Source organism: Flavobacterium sp. U410 (assembly GCF_053570605.1).
This window is the reverse complement of sequence record NZ_JBSEFI010000012.1, coordinates 18,628-40,369: the sequence shown is the minus strand read 5'-3', so window position 1 is coordinate 40,369 and position 21,742 is coordinate 18,628. Positions and strand designations below refer to the sequence as shown.

The window sequence follows — 21,742 nt, the reverse complement described above, 5'->3', positions numbered from 1 at the left end:
ATGCAACGCGACGAACAAATTTTTGATCTGATTCTTGACGAACAAGATAGACAAATTCACGGAATTGAGTTAATTGCTTCTGAAAACTTTGTGAGTGACCAAGTAATGGAAGCAGCAGGTTCTTGTTTAACTAATAAATATGCTGAAGGATATCCGGGAAGACGTTATTATGGTGGATGTGAAGTAGTGGATATTGTTGAACAAATTGCTATTGATAGAGCAAAAGCTTTGTTTGGAGCTGAATATGTAAATGTACAGCCTCACTCAGGATCGCAAGCAAATACAGCTGTTTTTGCAGCATGTTTACAACCGGGCGATAAAATTTTAGGTTTCGATTTGTCCCATGGTGGACATTTAACACATGGTTCACCTGTAAACTTTTCGGGTAAATTATACCAACCGGTTTTTTATGGTGTAGATCAGGAAACAGGTATGTTGAATTATGATAAAATCCAAGAAATTGCTACTAAAGAACAACCTAAATTAATTATTGCAGGAGCTTCGGCTTATTCTCGTGATATGAATTTTGAACGTTTCAGAACAATTGCGGATAGTGTTGGAGCTATTTTAATGGCAGACATTTCACATCCTGCAGGATTAATTGCTAAAGGGTTATTAAGTGATCCAATTCCTCATTGTCATATTATAACAACAACTACACATAAAACATTACGTGGACCACGCGGAGGAATGATTATGATGGGCAAAGATTTTGAAAATCCTTGGGGATATACAACGGCGAAAGGAGAAGTAAAAATGATGTCTAATTTGTTAGATATGGCTGTTTTTCCAGGGAATCAAGGAGGTCCTTTAATGCATATTATTGCGGCTAAAGCAGTAGCTTTCGGCGAAGCTTTAACAGACGAGTTTTTCCGTTATGCTTTACAAGTACAAAAAAATGCAAAGGCTATGGCAGAAGCTTTTGTAAAAAGAGGATACAATATCATTTCCGGAGGAACAGATAACCACATGATGTTAATTGATTTACGCAATAAAAATATCACAGGTAAAGAAGCGGAAAATGCTTTGGTAAAAGCTGAAATTACAGTAAATAAAAATATGGTTCCTTTCGATGATAAGTCTCCATTTGTAACTTCAGGGATTAGAGTGGGAACTCCTGCCATCACAACCAGAGGTTTAGTGGAAGATGATATGGAAACAATTGTTGCTTTAATAGACAAAGTATTGATGAATTATACTGATGAAGCTGTTTTAGAACAAGTAGCAGAAGAAGTTAATGATTTGATGGGAGAGAGAGCAATGTTCGTTTTTTAACTTTTACACTGATTAAAGTTTCTTCTAAATAAAGGAAGGAGAAATAATTAATAGATAGAGCTAGAAAAGCAGTAGTGAAAAAATTCACTACTGCTTTTTTTATGATAAGATCATTCAAATTTTTAATCTTTAGTTGTCCTGACCATCTAAATAAAAAAACTGTAAAAAGGTGAAAATGAACTGTGTTTTTTTACTAATGTTAATATTTTTAAATAAAAGTAGCTTTTTACTTATTTTATTTATGTTAAAATCGATAAAATGCAAAATAATACGATATAAACAATAATTTATTTTATGACTATGAAATGAAAATATATTAATCTTGCACTGGATTTTAAAAAGTTCAATTTTGTTGAATTTTTTAATATATAAATGCTAAAAACCACTAAAAAATGAAAGAAAATAATGCATTAAGTATCTTTTTTTGTAAAATATTCAATAGCTTACCTATTCTTTTTTTACTTTTATTTTCGTTAGTAGCCAGTGCAACGCCTATTATTACTAACATAAACCCAACAAAAGTTACAGCCGGTACAACGGTGACTATAACAGGATCAGGATTTACAAATAATTCAAGCACGGTTGTTTCTTCAATTGGAGGAAGTACTTCCGGATCATCCACTTACACTGTAACTTCTAAATCGGCAACTGAAATTGTACTAGTTATTAACGGAACGGTAAATGGAGCTGTTACAGTAACAGTTTCAGGAGTAGCGGTTACTAGCTCTCAATTGATTCAGTATATTAATCCCGTAGTAAAAAATAACTCAAGTAATGTTAAAGTAGATAGGATCTATACAGACTATAATGGATTTTGGTCTTCTGCTAGTGCAAGTTCTGCTGCTGCTAACCAACCCAATACCAGACATAATCTTTTGGCTTTTCAATACAATGGAACGGTTTATTCGACTGGTGTAGATGATGAGAAATTAGTAACTAATAGTGTAACATTCAATTCTCAGTATTACAGAGCATTTTCAACAAAAGGAGTTTCTGGAAAAACCCATAGTTCTTTACTATTGACAATGGCTGATTTAATAGATGGTACAGCTCAAAGTGCAGCTGCAGATCCTAACTCAGTTGAAATACAAGGATTGACGTGCTATGATGTTTTAGTGGATGGTATAAACGGTTTAGATTTAGGTACAGGAGTTACTAATTTTAATACTCAATCTGCAATAAGTTTTGATAGTAGTGATGTTCAGGCAGGTGCAGGAAATGCATTTTTTACAGATAATATTCCAGATGTCCTACTTACACAAATAGCAGATCCTAGCGGAACAGATATTTACCATTTTTCAGACGAGTATGGAAACATAGTGGGGCATCCTGTAAGGATCACAATGTCAAGTTTTAGTGCTATAGGTCGTTACAGAATGGACTTATTTAAATTTCCGAATAATGTAGATATTGGGACAGCCACACCTAATGGAGTGAGTTCTATTAGTGCCGGGACAAGAGACATCAGAATGATAGGTCTTAGATTTTCTGATTTCGGAATTGATGCTTCAAATTTTTCTTCAGTACAATCATTTGATATGGTAGCCGGAGGTGGTGCAGATATTGCTTTTATAGCTTACAATACGGCTTCATTTGATATCAAAGCACCTACTATTATTACCGCTCCTAATTCAGTTAATATCTGTTCATTACCATATAATAATAGTGTTACATTTTCTGTTGCAGCAAGTACAGATGGAATTGGATCAGCACCAGTTTATTACCAATGGAAGAAAAATAACTATGATATTCCGGGAGCTACTAATAATACATATACTATTCCGGGGCCTATACAATCCTCTGATTTTGCTACATATAAAGTAGAAATTTATAATGATTACGGGGCAATAGTAGCAACTTCTGCAATTCTTAAGCCAGGAGGAACTCCGGCAGTATGGAATGGTACTTCATGGGATCATGTTCCTACTTCAACAAGTAATCTTATTTTCACGGCTGATTATGATTCTTCAATCCATTTGACAGGAACAGAAATTCAAGGTTGTGATTGTACAGTTAATAATGGAGTAAATGTAGTTATTGATTCCGGAGATACAATGATTCTTCAGAATTCATTAAAAGTTACACCGGCTGCTTCAGGTTTGTCAGCTGGGAGTTTTACAATATATGATAGTGGAAGTTTGGTTCAAATCAATGAGAGTATAAATAATGTCGGAAATATTACGTATAAGAGAAATGTTAAGAATTTACATGCTCATGATTATGTATATTGGTCTTCACCTGTTGAGAATTTCAATTTAACTAATCTTTCTTCTTATTCTACATTTATGTATCAATGGAGTCCTAATGTTGTCAATTCAAATGGAACTTATGGAAATTGGGTATCAGCATCAGGTAACATGAATACAGCAAAAGGATATATATCAAGAGTATCAAATGCTAATAATTTTACGGTGAATTTTTCAGGAGTGCCTCATAATGGAGCTTATGATGTGACTATTTCTGGTGTAACAAGTAGTAATCCGGATATAAACAATTGGAACTTATTAGGAAATCCTTATCCTTCCCCTATAGATGCTAAAGCATTTTTGGAAGCGAATAAAGATATTGAAGGAACAGTTAGGTTATGGACTCATGGCTCTCCTATTAAAAGTAGTAATTCGAATCCTTTTTATCAAGATTTTGCTTATAACTATAGTTCTGGTGATTATTTGCTATTCAATGGAACGGCTTCAATCCCTGCAGGTTTTGATGGTTATATAGCTTCAGGACAAGGTTTCTTTGTACAAGGATTGTCAAATTCAGGAACAGTAATTTTTAGAAACTTATTCCGATATAAATCAGGAAAAACAGCCTATGATAATAGCCAGTTTTACCGCTCGACTCAACAAGAAAGTGTAGAGAAATCGGTAGTTTGGTTAAGTTTAATTGATGAAACTAATTCAACTGATGCTACTACGGCAATCGGTTATTTAGAAGGAGCAACTTTGTCAAAAGATCGTTTATTTGATACACTGCTAGCAGAGCCTAGTGATCTTTCAATTTATTCATTTGAGAATACGAATACTCCTTTGATTATTCAAGGAAGACCAGCACCTTTTAACAATACAGATGAAGTTCCATTAGGAATAACAACTCCTGCAAACGGAATTTATAAAATAGCAATCAACAATGCTGTTGGTGTTTTTGATGAGAGACAAGACATATTCTTGGAAGACAAAACGATTAATGTTATACATAACTTGAAAAACTCACCTTACTCTTTTAGTAGTTCAGAAGGAGTGTTTAATGACCGTTTCGTATTGCGTTATACTGATAATTCAGCATTGAGTAATGAGATAGCAGAAAGCAATTTTAACACTTTTACTTTTATTAAAAATAATTCTATAGAAGTTAAGTCGAACCAAAATATTAAAGATATTGTTGTATTTGACATTACAGGAAAACAGATTACCCAATTTAGAATAGAGAATACCTATAAAGAATTTAAAGGAGATTTTCAGTTTGCTCAAGGAATATACTTAGTTCAAATACAATTAGAAAATGATAATATTGTAACGAAAAAAGTAATTAAGTAATATTAAAATAAATTTGCTTTTTAAAATGCCTCTGAAATATAGTTTTAGAGGCATTTTTTTATATTCATTATATATAATTAAAAAAAGGAACTGACAATCAATGGTTTGTTAACTTTTTTTAAGAGTTGTAAAAAAATAGCACAGTTATTGAAATGCTATTTGAAAAAATTATTCTTTACAGTATATACATGGTCTTTGAATGTTGATGTTGTATAACTTTACAATACATTCAAAACTTAGTATAAAGAATTAATTTCAAAAAATATATCTTTGTCAAAATAGTTTATTTATGAAAAAAATTACTCTAGTCTTATTATGCTACTTAACATTGTTAGCTTGTAGTGGTGTTAAAAAAACAGAATCGTATTTAAATAGCGGTAATTATGATGCGGCTATCGATGTAGCGGTGAAAAACTTAAATAATAATAAAACAGCAAAAAGTAAGCAAGATTATGTTTATTTGCTAGAGGAAGCTTTTGCTAAAGCTAAACAAAGAGATGAGGAACAAATTGCCTTATTAAAAGCTGAAAACAAAGCTTTTAACTACGAGAAAATTTATAGTTTATACATGCAATTACACAACCGTCAAGAGCGAATAAAACCTTTATTGCCATTGCCTCTTTTAAATAAAGGAAGAGATGCTATTTTTCCGATGAAAAGTTATAATAGCGAAATGATCCAAAGTAAAGAAGCGCTTTCAGGTTATCTATACGATAATGCTCGTAAATTGATGGTTACCAATAATAAACTGGATTATAGAGAAGCGTATGATGATTTAACGTATTTAGATCAATTGAATCCTAATTTCAGAGATGTCAGAGCCTTGATGGATGAAGCACAATACAAAGGAACTGATTTTGTATATGTTTCCACAAAAAATGAAACCAACATGGTGATTCCGGCTAAATTACAAGAAGACTTATTGAATTTTGGAACATACGGACTTAACGACAAATGGACAGTTTATCATAATAACAAACAAAAAAATGTTGTTTATGATTTTGGAATGATACTAAATTTCAGACAAATCAATATTTCACCGGAACAAGTTCGTGAAAAACAATTCATCAAAGAAAAACAAATTAAAGACGGAACAAAAACACTTTTAGACAGTAACGGAAATGTCGTAAAAGACAGCTTAGGCAATGCTATTAAAGTAGACAATATGAAATCTATTTCCATTAGTATTTATGAGTTTACCCAATACAAAGCATGTCAGATCACCGGAATTGTAGATTATGTTGACAATCGAAGCAAACAGCTTATCGACTCTTTTCCATTAAGTAGCGAATTCATTTTCGAATACATTTATGCGAATTATAATGGAGACAAACGTGCTTGTGAAGAAAGTTACTACACTTATTTTGATAGAAGAGCAGTTCAGTTCCCTACCAATGAGCAAATGGTGTATGACACAGGAGAAGATATGAAAGCCAAGCTAAAAACCATTATTACCAACAATAAGTTCAGACGTTAAGTACAATAGGAAATAAATTTTAGATATTTTTCCAAATTCAGTAATTTTGCAAAAAAGAAACTAATGAAAAATGTAAAAGTAGGGTTGGTTCAAATGACTTGTTCAAAAGACGTGGCAACCAATGTTGAAAAAGCAAAAAAAGAAATTAGAAACGCAGCAGCTAAAGGAGCTCAAATAGTATGTTTACAAGAACTTTTTACCTCACTTTATTTTTGTGATGTAGAAGACTATGACAACTTTCAATTAGCCGAAGCTATTCCCGGACCTACAACAGAAACCATGAGTGAGTTGGCCAAAGAATTAGGCGTAGTAATTATTGCTTCATTATTTGAAAAAAGAGCAGAAGGTTTATATCACAATACTACAGCGGTTATTGATGCTGATGGAACATATCTGGGAAAATACCGTAAAATGCATATTCCGGATGATCCGGCATTTTATGAAAAATTCTATTTTACTCCGGGCGATTTAGGATACAAAGTTTTCCAAACCAAATTTGCTAAAATCGGAGTTTTAATTTGTTGGGACCAATGGTATCCTGAAGCATCCAGAATCACAGCTTTAATGGGCGCTGAAATTTTATTTTATCCAACCGCTATTGGTTGGGCAACATCTCAAGATGAAGAAACCAATAGAGATCAATACAACGCTTGGCAAACCATTCAACGTTCGCACGCAGTAGCTAATGGTGTTCCGGTGGTAAGCGTAAACCGAGTAGGTTTTGAGCAAGATGGCGCTATGAAGTTTTGGGGAGGAAGTTTTGCTACTAATGGCCAAGGTCGTTTATTGTATTTGGCTTCTCACGAAAATGAAGAGACTACCGTTGTAGATTTAGATTTAAAAGAATCCGATTATTTCCGTATGCACTGGCCGTTTTTACGAGACAGAAGAATTGATAGTTACCAACCGATTACCAAACGTTTTATTGACGCTGAAGAGTAATCGCTAATGATTCATATAAAGCGAAATCTCTTTTAGGGATTTCGCTTTCTTTTTTTACCAATAATTGTCACACTTTTCAAGATTATGACTCCAAAAGAATTAGGATTTTATTTTCCGGCTGAATTTGCTCCACAACGAGCACTTTGGCTTTCATGGCCACATAAAGAAGAATCTTGGCCGGGGAAACTACATACCATTTACAATTCGTATTGCGAATTTATTTTACAAGTAGCAGATCATCAAAAAGTATGTATTAACGTTGCCAATGAAGCGCTGAAAAACTTTGCTTTACAACAAATACAATCGTGTACCTATGCTCAAAAAGTAGCCAATTTAACTGAACTGTTGAATCAAATTACGTTTTACTTTCATCCCACTAATGATGCTTGGTGCCGCGATCACGGTCCGGCTTTCTTATTGAACCACCATTCAAAAGAAAAAGCAATTGTAGATTGGGGATATAACGCATGGGGAGGAAAATATCCACCATTTGATTTAGACGATGTTATTCCAACACGCATTGGCGAAAAGTTAGGCTTACAAGTATTTCATCCGGGAATTGTCATGGAAGGCGGAAGCGTAGAATTCAACGGAAAAGGAACGTTATTAACTTCAAGAGCTTGTTTGTTGAACGAAAACAGAAATCCGCATTTGAATCAATCTCAAATCGAACAATATTTAGTAGATTACTATGGTGTTGACCATATTTTATGGGTAAATGATGGAATTATCGGTGACGATACAGACGGTCATATCGATGACATCACGCGCTTTGTAAATGAGGATACTGTGGTAACCGTTATTGAAGAAAATAAAGCCGATGAAAATCATGCCATTCTTCAAGAAAATCTAGATCTACTAAAGAAAATGCGTTTAGAAAACGGAAAACAATTGAATATAGTTGAACTTCCTATGCCTAAACCGGTTATTTACGAAGATCAAATTTTACCGGCGTCTTACGCTAATTTTTACATTTCAAACGAAAAAGTAATTGTTCCTACGTTTAGAGATGATGCAAACGACGTAAAAGCTTTAGACATTTTACAAGATTGTTTCAAAACCCGAAAAGTGGTTGGCATTGATTCTACAGATATTATTTGGGGATTGGGAAGTTTCCACTGTTTAAGTCAACAAGAGCCTGAAATCATATAAAAAGACATTCATTTATTTTTTAAGAAGCGCCTAAATTTTATTTAGGCGTTTTCTTTTTTTAAACTTCACATAATGTATTATTTATTTGATAATTCATAAATTATTTTATTTTTGTAATAACAAACCTATAAAATAAACATTATGAAAAAAGTTTTACTATTATTTTTACTGGTTCTCTTGAATTTTACCGGTTTTTCCCAAAAGCTGGAAAAAATGAGACAAATTGAAGTAGAAGGATTTTATACTAATCCACTAGCTTCTCCCGACGGACAACATGTACTGTTATCAGGACATCATTTAAAAGGAGTTTACATACTGGATCTGAATACAAACAAGGTTATTCAGATAACAGATAAAGAGGGAAGTGGTTATGGCTACTCTTGGGATCAAAACAGTGACACAGTTTATTTTAGACAAAAAGAAGAAAAAGATTATTTTACAAATGCCAAAGCCTTTAGTTATAGTATTTCCTCAAGAAAGACAGTAGCTGTACCGGAATTAGAAGTGAACACAATTAGTTCATATCACGGAAAGTCGAAAGATGAAACAAATCATATTGTCGTTTATACCAATTTGACAACACTAAAAATTGAAGCCAGAGATTTGGTTGCCAAAAAGTCTTGGGTAGTAACTTCAGAAGAAGGACAATATTATAATGCATTACTTTCACCTGACGGATCTAAAGTCGCTGTTCATAAAGGAGCCGATATTTATATTTATGACATTATAGGAAAAGGAGAAGGAAAGAGAATAGGAACAGGATTAGCAACTTCTTGGTCAAAAGACGGAAAATACATCATTGGATTTTTAGACGAAAGTGAAGACGGACATAATGTCTCTAATTCAGAATTGTACTGGTTTGATATTGAAAAAGGAACTTCTAAGAAATTAACAAGCACAGAGGTTTTATTTGAAATGTTTCCTAGTTTTATTGATAATCAGACTATTATTTTTACTGAAGATAAATCGGGTGCTGTTTATATTGCTAATCTTAAAATGTAATCTCTCATGAAAAAACTATATTTTATATTCGTTATTCTGTTTAGCCTAAGTATTCAGGCTCAGATTATAGTATTAGATCCCGGACACGGTTATGGTGCAACGACAAGTGATAATCCGGACGGAAGAACGGCAACTGAGATAGAAACAGCTCTAGAGGTTGGACTCAGAACTCGAAATCTTATTCAAGGCAGTTGTAATTGGACAGTGTACATGACACGAACTACAAATTTGAATAGTTGGATATCTGTTACCCAGCGAGCGCAAATGTCTAATAATTGGAATGCAGATCGTTTGTTAAGCATCCATTGTAATGCCGGAGGCGGAAGCGGAACAGAAACGTTCTATTGTACACAAGATGATACAAATACAACACCGGACATCAATTTTGCAAATAAGATTCAGACAGATATGGCTTCAAATGGACAATGGAGCAATAGACGTTGTGTGGAAGATAATAGTTATTTATCGTATCATTTAGGTGTTTTACGTTATTCTTCAGCAACAGGTTGTCTTAATGAAATAGGTTTTGTAGATTCTTCTGATGCCACCAAATTAACCAGTTCAACATGGAGAGATACATTTGCAGCATCTTATTTTAGTTCACTACAAACTAATCTTAATTTGACATGTACTTCATCTTCAGCACCGGGTTCTTTTTCATTAACAGCAACGCCTCAATGCAGTGGAACTTCAACTCGTATTAGTTTGTCTTGGACAGCGGCAGCAAATGCAACATCTTATGATATTTACAGAAATGGAAGTTTGTATACCAATGTCACAGGAACTTCTTTTATAAATACAAGTGTTACAGCAGGAACAAGCTATACTTACTATGTGAAAGCCAAAAATAGTAGTGGTTCAACCAATAATTCAAACGGAACACTTTCTGCTACAGCTCCTAATTGCTCAACTCCGGGTTCTTTTACCTTGACAGCGACATCAGTATGTGACGGAACAGCAAGTGCTATTAATTTATCGTGGACATCTTCTACAAACGCCACTTCTTATGACATTTACAGAAACGGAAGTTTATATGCTTCAGATATTACCGGAACCTCTTTCCTTAATACGTATTTGATTAGTGCCGGTTCTACTTATACGTATTATGTGAAAGCAAAAAACAGCTTAGGAACGATTAACAATTCAAACGGAACACAATCGGTGACAGCTGTGGCTTGTTCTCCGGGAGCCTTTACATTAACAGCAACTGCTACATGTAGCGGAGGCAGTAGTGCTATTAATTTATCATGGACATCTTCAGCCAATGCAACATCTTATGACATTTACAGAAACGGAAATTTATATGCATCAGATGTTACCGGAACCTCTTTTCTTAATACGTATTTGATCAATGCCGGTTCTACTTACACCTATTATGTAAAAGCAAAAAATAGCATAGGTTCTACTAATAATTCAAACGGTACGCGATCAGTTACTGCAACCAACTGTTCTTCGGCTAAAATTGCTGATTCTAAAAATGCAACAGGGGTAGAAGTGACCTCAATAACCTTATATCCTAATCCTACAAATGGAATTGTCAATATTCAGATGGATGTAGAAAACAGTCTTCCTATGGAATATAGCATCATGGATACTAATGGAAGAATTGTTAAACAAGGAAAACTAAACGAGGAACGTATGATTGATATTTCAAATCTTCAATCAGCTAATTATTGGATAAGGATATCCTTTGAAAATAAAGAATTTATTAAACAGATTATCAAACAATAATTATTTGAAAAGTCCTTGACCATTAAGTCAGGGACTTTTTTTATACATTTATAATTGAAATTTTAATTTTTCAACATCGATTTCATCATGAGAAGCATCATAAATAGCCTTTCCGTCTTTAATCACTATAACTTGTGGCGATTGATGAATGACACCAAATTTCTCAGCAACCTCATTAGAAACTGAACGATACGCTAATAAATCTAAAAAGTATAAAGCCGCTTTTTCATTCGGAATATCATAATCTTGTTGGAAACGATTCCAAACAAATCGGCTAATGCTGCATCTTGTACTGTGTTTAAACAAAATAACTGGTTTTTTATACGATTCTTTTTCTATTTCGTCTAAAGAAACCTCTTCTAAATAACTCCAAAACACTCCAGGTTGTTCTCCTTCATCTGTCTTTTTGTCAAAAAAATTGTCAAAAAATCCCATATTTTTTATTATGTTAAGACATTTTGTCTTGTTTTTATCTTAAAAATCGCTCAAAAAGCGCCATTTTTTCACTAAATTAGTATTGGAATACAAATTGTTAGTATACCAACAAAGTTATTAAAATAGCTTAAACAACGCACAAAGGATATTATTAATTATGAATTTAAAAAATTTAACCATCAAGTCACAAGAAGCAATACAGCAAGCACAACAAATTGCACAAAGCTTCGGACATCAACAAATAGAAAACGAACACATTGTTAAAGGAATTCTGGAAGTTGATGAAAATGTTACGCCATTTCTTTTAAAGAAATTAAATGTTAATATAGAGCTTTTCAAAAAAGTTCTGGACAGTACATTAGAGAGTTTTCCAAAAGTTTCGGGTGGTGATCTTATGTTATCACGCGAGGCTGGAACGGCTTTAAATGAAGCCAATACTATTGCTAAAAAAATGAACGATGAATATGTTTCTATCGAACATTTGTTATTAGCAATTTTCAAATCGAGAAGTAAAGTTGCTCAAATTTTAAAAGATCAAGGAGTAACGGAAAAAGGGTTAGAATCAGCCATTGCTGAATTGAGAAAAGGAGAAAGAGTAACTTCTGCTTCTGCGGAAGACACTTATAATTCATTAAACAAATATGCTAAAAACCTCAACGATTTAGCCGAAACCGGAAAGTTAGATCCCGTTATTGGTCGTGATGAAGAAATTCGTAGAGTATTGCAAATTTTAACCCGTAGAACCAAAAACAACCCGATGTTAATTGGAGAACCGGGTGTGGGTAAAACCGCAATTGCGGAAGGTTTAGCTCATCGTATTGTAGCTGGAGACGTTCCTGAGAATTTGAAAGATAAAATCATTTATTCTCTAGACATGGGAGCGCTTATTGCCGGTGCAAAATACAAAGGTGAGTTTGAAGAACGTTTAAAATCGGTGGTAAAAGAAGTGACTTCAGGTAACGGCGAAGTGGTTTTGTTTATTGACGAAATTCACACGTTGGTTGGTGCCGGAGGTGGCGAAGGCGCTATGGATGCAGCTAATATCTTAAAACCGGCTTTAGCAAGAGGTGAACTTAGAGCTATTGGGGCAACCACATTGGATGAATACCAAAAATATTTCGAAAAAGACAAAGCTTTAGAGCGTCGTTTTCAAAAAGTAATGGTGGACGAACCTGATACGGAAAGTGCTATTTCTATTTTGCGTGGTATTAAAGAAAAATATGAAACCCATCACAAAGTTCGTATCAAAGACGATGCTATTATTGCTGCGGTAGAACTTTCGCAACGTTATATTACCAATCGCTTTCTTCCGGATAAAGCCATTGACTTAATGGACGAAGCGGCTTCAAAATTGCGTATGGAAATCAATTCAAAACCGGAAGAATTAGATGTTTTGGATCGAAAAATAATGCAGTTAGAGATCGAAATAGAAGCGATTAAACGGGAGAATGACGAATTGAAATTGAAATCTTTAGGATTGGAATTGGCCAATTTAAAAGAAGAACGCAATGAAATTTTCGCCAGATGGCAATCGGAAAAACAAGTGGTTGACAATATTCAAAATGCGAAACAGCAAATTGAAGATTATAAATTAGAAGCAGAAAGAGCGGAACGCGAAGGCGATTATGGTAAAGTAGCTGAAATTCGTTATGCTAAAATCAAAGAAACAGAAGAACAATTAGCGGCGTACCAAAAAGAATTGCAAGATAGCCAAGACGGACATACGCTAATTAAAGAAGAAGTTACGAGCGATGATATTGCGGAAGTTGTAGCCAAATGGACAGGGATTCCGGTAACCAAAATGCTGCAAAGCGAGCGTGAAAAATTACTTCATTTAGAAGATGAATTACACCGACGCGTTGTTGGACAAGAAGAAGCGATTCAAGCGATTAGTGATGCTGTAAGACGAAGCAGAGCCGGATTGCAAGATGCTAAAAAACCTATTGGTTCTTTCTTATTCTTAGGAACAACCGGTGTGGGTAAAACCGAATTGGCTAAAGCATTGGCAGAATATTTATTTGATGACGAAAATGCGATTACTCGTATTGACATGAGCGAATATCAAGAACGTCATAGCGTAAGCCGATTAGTAGGTGCGCCTCCGGGATATGTGGGGTATGATGAAGGTGGTCAATTGACAGAAGCTGTTCGTAGAAAACCGTATTCTGTAGTTCTTTTGGACGAAATCGAAAAAGCGCATCCGGATACATTCAATATCTTGTTACAAGTTTTAGACGAAGGGCGTTTGACAGACAACAAAGGGCGTTTGGCTGATTTCAAAAACACGATTATTATTATGACTTCAAACATGGGAAGCCATATTATTCAAGAGAAATTTGAAAACTTGAAGGGAAGTGTGGAAGCAGCATCTGAAAGTGCTAAAGTTGAAGTTTTGGGCTTGTTGAAACAAACAGTTCGTCCTGAATTTTTAAACCGTATCGACGAAATCATCATGTTTACGCCTTTAACGCAAGACAACATCAAACAGATTGTTGGCTTACAGTTGAAAGGATTGACTAAGATGCTAGCACAGCAACACATTACACTTGATGCTACACCGGAAGCGGTTCAATATTTAGCCAACAAAGGTTATGATGCTGAATTTGGTGCGCGTCCGGTAAAAAGAGTGATTCAAAGAGAAGTGTTAAACGAACTTTCTAAAGAAATACTTTCCGGAAAAGTAACTACGGATAGTGTTATTTTACTGGATAGTTTTGACGGACAATTGGTCTTTAGAAATCATAAATTAGAAGAACAAGAAATATAAATATTCCTTTTTAGTGGGATTTATTTGGTTGGTTGGATTTTTGAGCATCCAATATTCTTTAAGAATATTGGATGCTCTTGTTTTTTTAAGGAAAAACAGGTACTTTTACCCATGATAAATGATTGCTCTTTTACTACTTTTGCTAAGAGTAATTTATTTGCTGTAGATTTTTGCCCCAAGATCTATTGAAATTTACTACTGAGTTGTTTTTGGATATATTTTAATTAAAAAGGTTAGATTATTAATTAAACCAACAAATATGAAGACAAGTAAATTTTTACATTTTCTGACAATTGTATTTTACCTCGGTATTTCCAATTGTTTAGCTCAACAATCTCCTACATCTTCAGGTGGAGATTTAACAGGAACAACAGGATCAATTTCTTATTCCGTAGGTCAAATTGATTATAAAACCAACAATGGTTCTAATGGATATGTGATTGAAGGTGTACAACAACCTTATGAAATATCTGAAGTATTAGCTATTGAAAATTTTTCAGAACTTATAACAGATGTCACTATTTATCCTAATCCGAGTACAGATGTTTTGATGTTAAAACTAATTAATAAAGAAGCTCTGGATTTAAATTTTAAACTCATGGATGTTAACGGGAGGTTAATAAAAACAGATAAAATATCTTCTGAAGTAACTGAAATTTCAGTACTTGATTTGCCTTCATCAATTTATTTCCTACAGATATTAAACCAAAATAAAGAGGTTAAAAACTACAAAATCATTAAACATTAAAAGAAATTATCATGAAAAAAATATACATTTTATTTACTTTTTTAGTACTATCGTTAAATGCTTTTGCTCAGGCTCCTGAAAAAATGAGTTATCAGGCAGTAATCAGAGATGCTAGTGATGCACTTTTAACTTCTACTACAGTAGGAATGCAAATAAGTATTTTACAGGGGTCTTCTAGCGGAACAGCTGTTTATGTAGAAACACAAACTCCTACCACAAACGCAAATGGTCTTATTAGTATCGAAGTTGGTAGCGGATCAGTTGTATCAGGAGATTTTACGGCTATTGATTGGTCTACAGGTTCGTATTATATTAAATCAGAAATTGATCCGGCAGGAGGTACATCATACACTATTACTGGTGCTAGTCAATTGCTAAGCGTTCCGTATGCTTTATTTGCTAAAAACGCTGCAGGAATTGCCGGTGCAGAATGGACTTCTAATGGAAATAACATTAACAATACAAATACAGGAAGTGTTGTTGTGGGACCAAACGTTACTAATTCTGATTTAAATTTCTACGTAACAAATAGCGGAACTCCTAAAATGGCTATTGGAAACTTCGGTGCATTTAATAATGTAAATTCAGGTGAATTGCATTTTGCTGAAGATACTAACTATTCAGCTGAATGTGGAATTAAGTTTCAACATAATGGTAGTTTAAATAACTTATACTTAATTGGTGGTTGTTCAACCGCAGATACTATTGCAAGATTTAATAGAGATGGATTTTCTAATATGAGAAGATTGCGATTAAGTAATGATTATAATACAAATACAGTAAACCAATTGACAGTTGATGGAAATTCAGATTTTACAGGTGATGTTACTATTACAGGTAACTTAAACGTAACTGGAACTATTGCAAAAGGAGGAGGAACATTTAAAATTGACCATCCATTAGACCCACAAAATAAATATTTAATTCACAGTTTTGTGGAATCTCCAGAAATGATGAATATTTATTCCGGAAATGCTACAACTGATGCAAGGGGATATGTTACTGTAATTTTACCGAACTATTTTGAAGCTGCTAATAAAGATTTCAGATATCAATTAACAACTATCGGAACTTTTGCACAGGCAATTATTAAGGAGAAAATTAGTGGTAATAAATTTGTTATTCAAACAAGTACTCCTAATGTAGAAGTTAGCTGGCAAATTACAGCAGTTCGTTCAGATAAATTTGCAAACGAAAACAGAATTGTTCCGGAAAAAGAAAAAGAAAAAGAAGTAAAAGGAACATATATTCACCCAGAATTATATGGAGCTGGTAAAGAGCAGTCTGAAAGTTATGTAAGAAACTTAAATGCAGTAAAAGAACTAGAACAACAAAGATCATCTGACTTGGATGCAGATGGACAATAAAACTAAATAGAATTGAATTTAAAAACGTCTGACCTTAAAATAGTTGGACGTTTTTTTTATATTTGGCTTGCAAACCGACAAAAAGTAACGATGAAAACAATCATTTTAAAAAACGGATTAATAGGAGGAAGTATAGTTTCTGCTTTTATGGTTTATGGTACAGTTTCTTTAATGAAAGATCCGGCTGCTTTTGAGCCAAACTATATATTAGGCTTTGGAGGAATGATTTTGGCTTTTGTCTTTATCTTCATTGGAGTTTATCAATATCGAAAAGAAAATGACGGTATTATTGCTTTTAGTAAAGCATTGACTTTAGGGGTATTAATAACATTAATTATTTCTACGATCTATGTTCTAGTATGGTTTATAGAATATTATAATTTTTTTCCTGATTTTATTGAAAAATATGGACAGTTTCAACTGGAAGAGGCTCAAAAAACAATTACTGATGCAACAGAATTAGCCAAAAAGAAAGAAGAAATTAAACAGTTTGGCGAATTGTATAAAAATCCGGTAATGGTTATTATGATCACATATACTGAGATTTTACCCTTAGGGTTACTTTTTACATTGCTTGCAGCTTTTATTATGAGAAAAAATAAATAAAGCCGATTATAAAAACAAAAAAAGACTTGACAATTTGTCGAGCCTTCTTTTAAACTTTCTTTACTTTTTCTTACTATCTATTATCGCTCCCGTACCTGCACCAATACCTGCACCTGCCAAACCTCCGATAATAGCACCTTCTCCTTTTTTCTTACTTACAATAGCTCCGGTAGCAGCGCCTACTCCAGCTCCGATAACGGCTCCTTTTGCAGTACCACTCCATCCTTTTCTTTCTGTTGTGGTTGTCGTATTTTGATTCACATAAACTACTTTTTCTTGCTCTGCTTTTTGTACCGAATCAATTATTCTTTGTTTCTCCATTTCCATTTTAATTGAATCAATTGCAGCTTCTTTAGCTAGTTCATCAGATGACTTATCTGTATTTTTACAAGAAACAAACGATAATACAGAAACTAATAATATCCCTAAATTTTTCATAACATTTGATTTAATATTGATAAGACAAATTTAAATCAGTTAATACAAGAGCTCTTTATATCATTTTAGTACATTTTTATAAAATTTTAATCTCTAACTTTTCTAAATTTGTAAATAACCATAAAATTATTCTATTTTAATGCTACAGCTCAATTTTAATCCGTTCCCTAATTTAGAGTCTGAGAGACTAAGTTTCCGAAAACTAAATAAAGAGGATGCTCCAGAAGTACTAAAACTAAGAGGAAATACTGAAATCATGAAATATATTCCGCGTCCATTGACTACAACTTTGCAAGAAGCATTGGATTACATAAAAGTCATCAACGACAAAATTGATGAAAATGTCGATATCAATTGGGCAGTTACTGAAAAAGGAAGCGACAAATGTATTGGAATTATTGGATTTTACAGAACACAACCTGAAAATTTCAGAACAGAATTAGGCTATATGATAATGCCTGAATATTGGGGAAAAGGTTATATAACGGAAGCAGTAAAAAGGCTTTTACATTTTGCTTTTGAAAACCTTAATTTTCATTCAATTGAAGCTGTAATTGATTCCAGACATATAGCATCTGAAAAAGTTTTAATTAAAAGTGGTTTCCGAAAAGAAGCTCACTTTGTAGAAGATTTCTTTTATAACAATGAATTTTGTGATACTGTAAAATATGGCATTTTAAAAAGAGAATTTATCAAATAGAATATGACTGAATTTCAAAAACAATTCAATGAAGTTGTTGAGCTTCTTAAATTCAACGATTTTAATCAAACAATAAAACGCATTATTGATTTTACGCTTGATACAGAAAATATAGATTTTTATAAAAAAACTATAGACTTTTTAAATTGGTTAGATGATAATTCGGATGATGATAAAGCTAAAAAAGATAAACTTCAACATTTATTAAGTGAACTTCATAATGAGCTTGATAAAAAAACATGTCATGAACATCAAACCATTATAAAAGTAGAAAATTTAGTAAAAAACTACAGTTTTTCATTTCGCTTAGGACCAATTAATATGGATATAAAAACAGGAGAAATCATAGGATTAGTAGGAGAGAATGGGAACGGAAAAACGTCACTTTTACGAAGTTTGTGCGGAGAATTACAGCCAACATCAGGAAGAATTGAGTATATGTTTGATTATTCTGATTTATATGATTTAAGAACACAATTAGTTTATATACCGCAAAGAACAAATACTTGGAGAGGTTCAATGTATGAAAATCTTGAATTTACAGCGAGCTGTTTTGGTTATAAGCCAGAAGAAAACAATCTCATTGTAGATTTAGTTATAACCCGATTAGGATTAAGAAAATTCAGAGACTATTCGTGGAATGACCTTTCTTCAGGGTATAAAATGAGATTTGAATTAGCCAGAATGCTGTTACAAAAGCCAAAAATATTATTGATTGACGAACCTTTGGCTAACCTTGATATTTTGGCACAACAAACAATTCTGGATGATTTCAGAAATATTGCTAATTCCGCTTTTCGACCTATAGCCATAGTATTGAGTTCGCAACAGCTTTATGAAGTTGAGAAAACATCAAACCAAGTAATATTTTTAAAGGCAGGAAAGCAAAGAAATTTGAATTCAGAAAATGAAAGTTCTAAGCATTTAGTTGTTGAATTCGAGAGTTCATTGCCGCAAAGCGAGTTAAATACGATACTCGCTCAGATAGAGTTGATGACGTTAGAACAAAACGGAGGAACATTTATAGCAACTTTTCCGGAATCAGTTTCCATCAATAATTTTTTGCACGTAGTTATAAATAATAATGTGCCATTGGGGTATATGAGAAATATTTCGAATTCAACCCGACGTTTTTTTGTAGGGTAATCAAAAAACAAAAAAAACTGTCTCAAAGTTTTAGTTTAAGACAGTTTTTCTATTATATACTTTTTAAATTATTTTTCAGCTAATTCTTTGGTATCATGGTAACCAAATAAATGATGCGTTTTAATGATATCAGCAATACCATCTGGAACCATTGATTCCCAACCTGATTGTCCATTAGAAATCATTTTTAGAATTTCTCTTGAGAAAATTTCCAAATTCTCTTCTTCAAAATCGGTAATATCAACCACTTTTCCATTGAATTTAAAGAATTTGTACAATTCTTTCATTCTTGGATGAACTTTCAGGTTATCAGAGTTAATGATTACACCTTCTTCATCTTTCATTGGGTATAAATATACTTTTAAGTCGCGGTAGAATAACTTACCGAAAGCTTCTAAGATTCCTCCTGATAAATGACGGTAATATTTTTCGTCAAAAATCTCCACTAAGTTACTTACTCCCATAGTCAATCCCATACGAGCTTTTGTATAGTTAGAAAAATATTCAACTACTTTATAATACTCTTGGAAGTTTGAAATCATAACCGTTTGTCCTAATGAACAAAGCAATTCAGCTCTATCTAAGAAATCTCTTTCGTCAATTTCACCTTCCGCTTTTAAGTTAGAAAGTGTAATTTCAAAAACTACAAATGTATTTTCTTCGTCAACTTTGTTTTCATGAATAAACATTTCGTATGACTTCTTGTACATATTCATGTTTACTTTAGTAACAGGTCTGAAACTTCCTCTTAAGGCTAAGATGTTTTTTTTATATAAAACAGCAGCCGGTAAAATGTTGTTTCCGTCAGGACCAAACATAACGGCATCGGTCATTCCGTTTTTAACCAATTGTAAACTCATTAATCGGTTGTCAACATTGGCAAAACGAGGTCCTGAAAAGTTGATAGTATCGATTTCTAATTGGTCTTTATCTAAGTGATCGTATAAGTAGCGAAGTAATTTTTTAGGGTCATTGTGCTTGTAGAATGCACCGTAGATTAAATTAACACCTAAAATTCCTAAAGTTTCTTGTTGTAAACGAGCGTCGTTTTCTTTAAAGCGAATGTGAAGAATAATTTCGTTGTAATCTTCATCCGGTTCTACTTGAAATTTAATTCCGACCCAACCGTGTCCTTTAAATTGTTTTGCAAAATCTATTGTGGCAACCGTATTGGCGTAACTGAAGAAAATTTTGTTCGGATGTTTGTCTCTCTTTAAACGCTCTTCCATGATGCGGGTTTCGTGCGCCAACATCTTTTTCAATCTACTTTCTGTTACATAACGTCCATCATCTTCTACACCATAAATTGCATCACTAAAATCTTTATCATAAGCAGACATGGCTTTTGCAATAGTTCCTGAGGAGGCTCCGGCTCTAAAGAAATGTCGCACAGTTTCTTGACCTGCTCCGATTTCTGCGAAAGTACCATAAATACTATCATTTAAGTTAATTCGTAAGGCTTTGTCTTTGATGGAGGGAATTTGTTCAATTTGCTTATCTCCACGTAGTTTAATGTCGGTAACCATGCTTCTCATCTGCAATGATGTTTTTTAGGAAAGATTGTAGTTTAATTTGTTGGTGCAAAGTTAATCAATTTGTAAAATATAGCCTAATTATTTTTATTTTTGTAAGGTATGAATACAGCAAGATTATACTTTTTAGGAACGGGAACATCTCAGGGTATACCTGTGATTGGGAGTGATCATCCGGTATGTCTTAGTCAAGACACTAGAGATAAGCGCTTAAGAGTTTCGGCTTGGATTTATTCCGATGAATTTTCTATCGTAATCGATTGCGGTCCCGATTTTCGTCAACAAATGTTACAAAGCCAATGTAAGCATGTAGATGCGTTACTTTTTACGCACGAACATGCCGATCATACCGCAGGTTTAGATGATATTCGTCCGTTTTATTTTAAACAGGGTGATATTCCGGTGTATGCACACAGACGTGTTCTGGATAATTTAGCCAGACGCTTTGATTATATTTTTAGTAACGAAAATAAATATCCCGGAGCGCCTTCCGTAACTCAAGTAGAAGTTAGGCAAGATGAAGCATTTAGTATCAAGAATATTACAATTGAACCCATCAACGCTTGGCACGGTTCGTTACAAGTTTTTGGTTATAAACTATTGAATTCGGTTTATTTAACAGATGTAAAACGAATTGATATCAGCGAACTTAATAAAATTAAAGGCTGTAAAAATCTGGTAATAAATTGTTTGCGTGAAGAACCTCATAATACACATTTTAATTTAGAAGAAGTTTTAGATTTTATATCTTTGGTGCAGCCCGAAAAAGCCTATCTAACACATATCAGTCACATTTTTGGTTTCCATGAGGAAATACAAGCTAAACTGCCCAAAAATGTGTTTGTAGCTTATGATAATCTTGTGATTGATTTGGACTAAAAATAGAAT

At 33.4% G+C, this 21,742-nt stretch carries 17 protein-coding genes; 14 read left to right on the top strand and 3 right to left on the bottom strand.

The annotated features are described in order from the left end of the window. From glyA to ACUSJC_RS09285, 7 genes are all read left to right on the top strand, one after another. Positions 1-1,275, top strand: coding sequence for a serine hydroxymethyltransferase (glyA, locus tag ACUSJC_RS09315; protein WP_449269301.1), 1,275 nt, complete (start codon positions 1-3; stop codon positions 1,273-1,275). Between the two features lie 392 nt (positions 1,276-1,667). Continuing rightward, the gene (locus ACUSJC_RS09310; RefSeq protein WP_449269300.1) at positions 1,668-4,811 is read left to right on the top strand and encodes a T9SS type A sorting domain-containing protein; all 3,144 of its coding nucleotides are present in this window, start codon (positions 1,668-1,670) and stop codon (positions 4,809-4,811) included. 289 nt (positions 4,812-5,100) lie between these two features. Then, entirely contained in the window at positions 5,101-6,288 is a 1,188-nt protein-coding gene (locus ACUSJC_RS09305) for a hypothetical protein (RefSeq protein ID WP_449269299.1), read from the top strand. Positions 6,289-6,351: 63 nt separating this feature from the next. Further along, the gene (locus ACUSJC_RS09300) at positions 6,352-7,230 is read left to right on the top strand and encodes a carbon-nitrogen hydrolase (RefSeq protein ID WP_449269298.1); all 879 of its coding nucleotides are present in this window, start codon (positions 6,352-6,354) and stop codon (positions 7,228-7,230) included. Positions 7,231-7,314: 84 nt separating this feature from the next. Continuing rightward, a complete protein-coding gene (locus ACUSJC_RS09295) occupies positions 7,315-8,382 on the top strand; it encodes an agmatine deiminase family protein (RefSeq protein WP_449269297.1) in 1,068 nt (355 codons plus the stop codon). A gap of 213 nt (positions 8,383-8,595) precedes the next feature. After that, entirely contained in the window at positions 8,596-9,384 is a 789-nt protein-coding gene (locus ACUSJC_RS09290; RefSeq protein WP_449269296.1) for a hypothetical protein, read from the top strand. Between the two features lie 6 nt (positions 9,385-9,390). Further along, positions 9,391-11,115 (top strand): N-acetylmuramoyl-L-alanine amidase, encoded by a 1,725-nt coding sequence (locus ACUSJC_RS09285; RefSeq protein WP_449269295.1) that lies wholly within the window; start codon positions 9,391-9,393, stop codon positions 11,113-11,115. Between the two features lie 48 nt (positions 11,116-11,163). On the opposite strand, the gene ytxJ is transcribed toward ACUSJC_RS09285, so the two are convergent. Beyond that, positions 11,164-11,550: a bacillithiol system redox-active protein YtxJ gene (ytxJ, locus tag ACUSJC_RS09280; RefSeq protein WP_449269294.1), complete on the bottom strand. Its 387-nt coding sequence runs from the start codon at positions 11,548-11,550 to the stop codon at positions 11,164-11,166. 157 nt (positions 11,551-11,707) lie between these two features. Here ytxJ and clpB point away from each other — a divergent pair, with 157 nt between their 5' ends. From clpB to ACUSJC_RS09260, 4 genes are all read left to right on the top strand, one after another. After that, positions 11,708-14,317, top strand: coding sequence for an ATP-dependent chaperone ClpB (gene clpB, locus ACUSJC_RS09275; RefSeq protein WP_449269293.1), 2,610 nt, complete (start codon positions 11,708-11,710; stop codon positions 14,315-14,317). A gap of 259 nt (positions 14,318-14,576) precedes the next feature. Beyond that, the gene (locus tag ACUSJC_RS09270; RefSeq protein WP_449269292.1) at positions 14,577-15,065 is read left to right on the top strand and encodes a T9SS type A sorting domain-containing protein; all 489 of its coding nucleotides are present in this window, start codon (positions 14,577-14,579) and stop codon (positions 15,063-15,065) included. A gap of 11 nt (positions 15,066-15,076) precedes the next feature. Beyond that, positions 15,077-16,432: a hypothetical protein gene (locus ACUSJC_RS09265; RefSeq protein ID WP_449269291.1), complete on the top strand. Its 1,356-nt coding sequence runs from the start codon at positions 15,077-15,079 to the stop codon at positions 16,430-16,432. Positions 16,433-16,522: 90 nt separating this feature from the next. Continuing rightward, positions 16,523-17,038, top strand: coding sequence for a DUF4199 domain-containing protein (locus tag ACUSJC_RS09260; protein ID WP_449269290.1), 516 nt, complete (start codon positions 16,523-16,525; stop codon positions 17,036-17,038). A gap of 60 nt (positions 17,039-17,098) precedes the next feature. Here the strand turns inward: ACUSJC_RS09260 and ACUSJC_RS09255 are convergent, their stop codons facing one another. Then, positions 17,099-17,476 (bottom strand): glycine zipper family protein, encoded by a 378-nt coding sequence (locus ACUSJC_RS09255; RefSeq protein ID WP_449269289.1) that lies wholly within the window; start codon positions 17,474-17,476, stop codon positions 17,099-17,101. Between the two features lie 139 nt (positions 17,477-17,615). Here ACUSJC_RS09255 and ACUSJC_RS09250 point away from each other — a divergent pair, with 139 nt between their 5' ends. Together ACUSJC_RS09250 and ACUSJC_RS09245 are read left to right on the top strand one after the other, a co-directional pair. Next, positions 17,616-18,176, top strand: coding sequence for a GNAT family N-acetyltransferase (locus ACUSJC_RS09250; protein WP_449269288.1), 561 nt, complete (start codon positions 17,616-17,618; stop codon positions 18,174-18,176). A 3-nt stretch (positions 18,177-18,179) separates the two neighbouring features. Further along, on the top strand, positions 18,180-19,322 hold the full coding sequence (locus ACUSJC_RS09245) for an ABC transporter ATP-binding protein (RefSeq protein ID WP_449269287.1): 1,143 nt from the start codon (positions 18,180-18,182) through the stop codon (positions 19,320-19,322). A gap of 68 nt (positions 19,323-19,390) precedes the next feature. Here ACUSJC_RS09245 and ACUSJC_RS09240 read toward each other — a convergent pair whose 3' ends face one another. Then, the gene (locus tag ACUSJC_RS09240) at positions 19,391-20,848 is read right to left on the bottom strand and encodes a TonB-dependent receptor (protein WP_449269368.1); all 1,458 of its coding nucleotides are present in this window, start codon (positions 20,846-20,848) and stop codon (positions 19,391-19,393) included. A gap of 108 nt (positions 20,849-20,956) precedes the next feature. On the opposite strand from ACUSJC_RS09240, the gene ACUSJC_RS09235 reads away from it, so the two are divergent. After that, positions 20,957-21,733, top strand: a complete 777-nt coding sequence (locus ACUSJC_RS09235) for an MBL fold metallo-hydrolase (RefSeq protein ID WP_449269286.1) — start codon at positions 20,957-20,959, stop codon at positions 21,731-21,733. Positions 21,734-21,742: the final 9 nt, after the last annotated feature.